Below are 4637 nucleotides of genomic sequence, written 5' to 3' on the forward strand. Positions count from 1 at the left end.
GCGAAGCCCTGGTCGGCCAGCCACTGCGAGGTGAGGAACGCGTTGCGGCTCTGCAGGACGCGCTGCGCATGCGGGCCGCCGTAGGGGTCGAGCAGGACGGGCAGCTTGCCGTCCCCGGGCCGGTACCCGGTGGGCAGCAGCAGCGCGGCACGCAGGCCGCGCTCGCCGACGGTGAGCCATTCCGGGTCGGGTTCCAGGCCCGGGTCGACCGGGTAGGAGCGGACCTCGGCGAGCGGGCGGCCGTTGCGCAGCACGGTCACTTCGGGGCCGCTGCGGCGCAGGCTCCACGACGACAGCACGGTGATCTCCGCGGTGCCCGCGCCGACGTGCACGCCGTCGGCGTCGGACAGCCGGGTCACGCCGTCCGGACCGGTGCGGTAGACGTGGATCTGCGTCGGGTCGCCTTCGCTCGCGCTGAACAGGACCTCGGCGCCGACGTGCAGCACCGAGCGGACCTGCAGTCCCGGCTCCGTGACCGGTTCACCGTCGACCACCAGCCGGTAGCTGCCGTCCGCGGCGCTGACGTGCACGAGCCGCCCGTCGGTGGTCCAGGCGGGCACGCCGGGCACGATCTCGACCCAGTGCGGATCGGTCTCGGTGTGCAGCAGCTTGGTGGAGCCGTCGGCGGGGTCGACCGCGTAGAACGCGAGTTCGCGCTGGTCGCGGGGCTGCACGGCGAGCAGCGGCGGGCCACCCGCCGACCAGTGCACCGCGACCAGGTACTCCCAGTCGCCGCGCTCGACGTCCACGCGGGTGCCGTCGAGACCGAAGAAGGCCAGCGAGACGTCGACGTTCGTGGTGCCCGCCGCCGGGTACGCGACGGTGTTCGCGCCGGCCTCGGGGTGGGCCGGGTCGGAGATGGTCCAGCGGGGCACGTCCGCGCGGTCGGTGCGCTCGACGAGCAGGGTCTGCCCGTCGGGCGACCACCAGTAGCCGCGGGCGCGGCCCAGTTCCTCGGCGGCGATGAACTCGGCCAGGCCCCACGCGATGTCCTCGCCGTCCTCGCCGGCCAGCACAGTGTCTTCGCGTGTGGCGAGGTCGATGACGCGCAGCTTGCGATCCCGGACGTAGGCGATGTGGGTGCCGGTGGGGTTCGGGCGGGGGTCGACGACGGAGGTGTCGACCAGTTCGGTCACCTCGCGGCTGCCCAGGTCGACGGTGTAGAGCTTGCCGGACAGCGAAAAGGCGGCCAGGCGGAACTCGTCGTCCACGGCGTAGCCGACCACGCCGCCCGCGCTCTCCCGCATGCGCTCGCGGCGGGCCCGCTCCTCCGGCGGCAGCTCCTCCTCGCCGGGCAGCAGCTCGGCGGCGTCCACGACCTTGGTCTCCCCGCCCCGCGTGAGGTCGAGTTCCCAGAGGCTGTTGCGCCGGTCGGTGCCGGACTCCGAACGCAGGAACAGCAGGCGCGACCCGTCGGGCGCGACGCGGAACTCGCGCGGGGTGCCGAGGGTGAAGCGCTGGGTGCGGGCCTGCTGGCGGAGGAAGGAGAGCTCGTCGGTCACGCCTCGCACTCTTTCAAACGACGCCCGGTCTTGGCGAGCGACAGTTGACTCGCTCTGTCAGTATTCGCTAACGTTAGTTAATACTGACAAAAAGGATAGATCATGGGACAGCAGGTCGCGTTCTTCGAAGTGATCAGCGCGAACGCCGAACGGGCGCGCAAGTTCTACGCGGAGCTGTTCGACTGGCAGGTCGACGCCGACCCGGCGATGGGCGGCTACGCGCTCGTCGACACGGGCGGGGGCATCGGCGGCGGGATCGGGCCCTCGACGGGCGCCGGCGACACCGGCGTCAAGATCTACATGCGGGTCGACGACCTCGACGCGTACCTGGACCAGGCGGAGCGGTTGGGCGGGAAGCGGCTGGTGCCGCCCACCGACCTCCCCGGCGACTTCGGGCGGTTCGCCATCTTCGCCGACCCGGATGGCAACCAGGTCGGACTCTGGGCGTAGGAGCGGGCATGACGGACGACGAGCGGACGGACGAGGCGCTGCGGGCGCTCGCGGAGCCCAGGCGGCGCGCGATCCTCCGGCTGGTCGCCCACGACGAGCTGGCCGCCGGCGAGATCGCGGAGTCCTTCGACGTGAGCCGCACGGCGGTCAGCCAGCACCTCACCGTCCTGAAGAACGCGGGACTGCTCGACGAGCGGCGCGACGGTACCCGCCGGCTCTACCGCGCCCGCCCGGACGGCCTCGCCGGGCTGCGGCAGTTCCTCGACGACATGTGGGCCTCATCCCTCGACACGGCCCGGCGGCTGGTTGAAGCTGAGCGGGGGATCGGCGAAGACGACACGGCGAGAGGTTCGGCATGACCGACATCCTGAGCCGGCCGCCGGTGCGGCAGGCGACCCTCGTGCGCAGCGACGCCGCGCACACCTTCGACACGTTCGTCCGCACGATCGGCGTCTGGTGGCCGGTCGAGCCGTTCTCCCGCGGCGGGGACCGGGTGCGGGACGTGACTTTCGAGCGCCGCACGGGCGGCCGCGTCTACGAGACGTGGGACGACGGCACCGAGCACGACTGGGGCGAGGTGCTCGCGTGGGACCCGCCGGAGCGGTTCACCATGACCTGGCTGGTCACCCCGGCGCCCACCGAGGTCGAGCTGACCTTCCGGGCGCTGGGCCCCGCGCTCACCCGGGTCGCGGTGGAGCACCGCGGCTGGGAGGCGCTCAGCGACGAGCAGGTGCGGGCGTCCTGCGCACTCGGCGGCGGTTACGCCGGCGGCGCGTTCACCGAGGGCTGGGCGCGGATCCTGGGCCGGCTCACCGAGGCGGCGGAGCGTGCGGCATGAAGTACCTGGTGTTCTACGAACCGGCGGACAACGTCCTGGAGCGCGGCGCCCCGCACATGGACGCCCACTCGGCGCGGATCCGCGAGTTCCACGCGCGTGGCGACCTGCTGCTCGTCGGCACGCTGGAGAACCCGCAGGTGAACGGGTCGCTCAGCGTGTTCCGCACCCGCGAGGCCGCGGAGGAGTTCGTGGCGGGCGACCCGTTCGTGCGCAACGGCGTGGTGAAGAACTGGTACGTCCGGGAGTGGAACGAGGTACTGGCGCCCTGAGCGATGCAACGAACCTCCGGAATCACGCCCAAGTGCGCAACGATCAGCCCGTCGAAGCAACGATCGACGGATGATTCCGGGCGTGAAGTGCCCTTAGCCTGAAGGCATGACGACCTCCGCGGCCGAGTTCATCGCGCTCGACGAGCGCTGGAGCACGCACAACTACCACCCGCTGCCCGTGGTGATCGCCGAAGCCGACGGCGCCTGGGTCACCGACGTCGAGGGCCGCCGGTACCTCGACTTCCTGTCCGCCTACTCGGCGCTGAACTTCGGGCACCGGCACCCCGCCCTGATCGCGGCGGTGCAGGAGCAGCTCGGGCGGGTCACGCTGACCTCGCGCGCGTTCCACCACGACCAGCTGGGCGCGTTCTGCCGCGAGCTGGCCGAGCTGACCGGCACCGAGATGGTGCTGCCGATGAACTCCGGCGCGGAGGCGGTCGAGTCCGCGCTCAAGATCGCCCGCAAGTGGGCCTACGAGGTCAAGGGCGTGCCGGACGGGCGGGCCGAGATCGTGGTCGCCGGGTCGAACTTCCACGGCCGCACGACGACGATCATCTCGTTCTCCACCGACGAGACGGCGCGCGCCGGGTTCGGCCCCTACACCCCGGGGTTCACGGTGGTGAAGTACGGCGACGCGGCGGCACTGCGCGACGCGATCACCGAGCGCACCGCGGCGGTGCTGCTGGAGCCGATCCAGGGCGAGGCCGGGGTGCTGGTGCCGCCGGAGGGGTACCTGGCGGAGGCGCGCCGGCTGTGTGACGAGACCGGGACGCTGCTGATCGCCGACGAGATCCAGTCCGGGCTGGCCCGCACCGGCACGCTGCTCGCGCTGGAGCCGAGCGGGGTGCGCGCCGACCTCTACACGCTGGGCAAGGCGCTGGGCGGCGGGATCCTGCCGCTGTCCGCGGTGGTCGGCCGCCGGGACGTGCTGGGAGTCCTGAAGCCGGGCGAGCACGGCTCGACCTTCGGCGGCAACCCGCTGGCGTGCGCGGTCGGCCGGGCGGTGATCAAGCTGCTGTCCACGGGCGAGTTCCAGGCGCGGTCGGTGGAGCTGGGCGCGCGCATGCACGCGCGGCTCGGGGAACTGGTCGGGCACGGGCTGGCCGAGGTCCGCGGCCGCGGCCTGTGGGCGGGCATCGACATCACGCCGGGCGGGCTGTCCGGCCGCGAGGCGTGCGAGGCCCTGGCCGCGAAGGGGCTGCTGGCGAAGGAAACACACGGCGCGACGCTGCGGCTGGCGCCACCGCTGGTGATCTCGGAGGCCGATCTGGACCGGGGGCTGGACATCCTGGAGGAGGTTCTGGCCGGCTGACCGCTGCCGTGGGACCCGCCGCGGCGCAGGTGGCACTCGCGGGCGCGAACTCGCGGGCCGGAGCGGGGGCTCGCCGAACGGGGGGCCTCGCCGAGCGGGGGGCCTCGCCGAGCGGGGGGCCTCGCCGGGCGGAAGTGGGGGCCTCGGCCGGGCGGGAGCGCAGACTCGCCCCCGGGGGGTGTCCCTATGGGGTTGTCAAGCGGCAGCGGGCGTCGGGGCTGGGTGTCGGTAGTGGGTTTTGTTGCGGAGCATGGCGTAGATGACGT

Annotated in this window: 6 protein-coding genes; 5 read left to right on the top strand and 1 reads right to left on the bottom strand. The window is 72.7% G+C overall.

The annotated features are described in order from the left end of the window. Nucleotides 1-1502, bottom strand: a 1502-nt coding sequence (locus tag ABZ215_RS43265; RefSeq protein WP_354956744.1) for a DPP IV N-terminal domain-containing protein, incomplete at its 3' end; no start/stop codon positions are given. Nucleotides 1503-1604: 102 nt separating this feature from the next. Between ABZ215_RS43265 and ABZ215_RS43270 the strand changes: the two genes are divergently transcribed. The 5 genes from ABZ215_RS43270 (at nt 1605) to rocD (ending at nt 4371) form a co-directional block, all read left to right on the top strand. Beyond that, nucleotides 1605-1952 carry a VOC family protein gene (locus tag ABZ215_RS43270; protein WP_354956746.1) on the top strand — a complete coding sequence of 116 codons (348 nt, stop codon included), beginning with the start codon at nt 1605-1607 and terminating at the stop codon, nt 1950-1952. Nucleotides 1953-1960: 8 nt separating this feature from the next. Next, nucleotides 1961-2311, top strand: coding sequence for a metalloregulator ArsR/SmtB family transcription factor (locus ABZ215_RS43275; protein ID WP_020419980.1), 351 nt, complete (start codon nt 1961-1963; stop codon nt 2309-2311). Beyond that, complete coding sequence (locus ABZ215_RS43280) at nt 2308-2790, top strand: SRPBCC domain-containing protein (protein WP_027935146.1); 483 nt, start codon at nt 2308-2310, stop codon at nt 2788-2790. Before ABZ215_RS43275 ends, ABZ215_RS43280 begins: the two co-directional genes overlap by 4 nt. Continuing rightward, nucleotides 2787-3059, top strand: a complete 273-nt coding sequence (locus tag ABZ215_RS43285; RefSeq protein ID WP_020419982.1) for a YciI family protein — start codon at nt 2787-2789, stop codon at nt 3057-3059. The genes ABZ215_RS43280 and ABZ215_RS43285 overlap by 4 nt, the downstream gene beginning before the upstream one ends. A 106-nt stretch (nt 3060-3165) precedes the next feature. Then, nucleotides 3166-4371 (top strand): ornithine--oxo-acid transaminase, encoded by a 1206-nt coding sequence (rocD, locus tag ABZ215_RS43290; RefSeq protein WP_020419983.1) that lies wholly within the window; start codon nt 3166-3168, stop codon nt 4369-4371. The last annotated feature ends 266 nt before the right edge of the window (nt 4372-4637 follow it).

Origin of the sequence: Amycolatopsis sp. NPDC006131 (assembly GCF_040614175.1) — a bacterium.
Taxonomy (GTDB): domain Bacteria; phylum Actinomycetota; class Actinomycetes; order Mycobacteriales; family Pseudonocardiaceae; genus Amycolatopsis_E; species Amycolatopsis_E tucumanensis.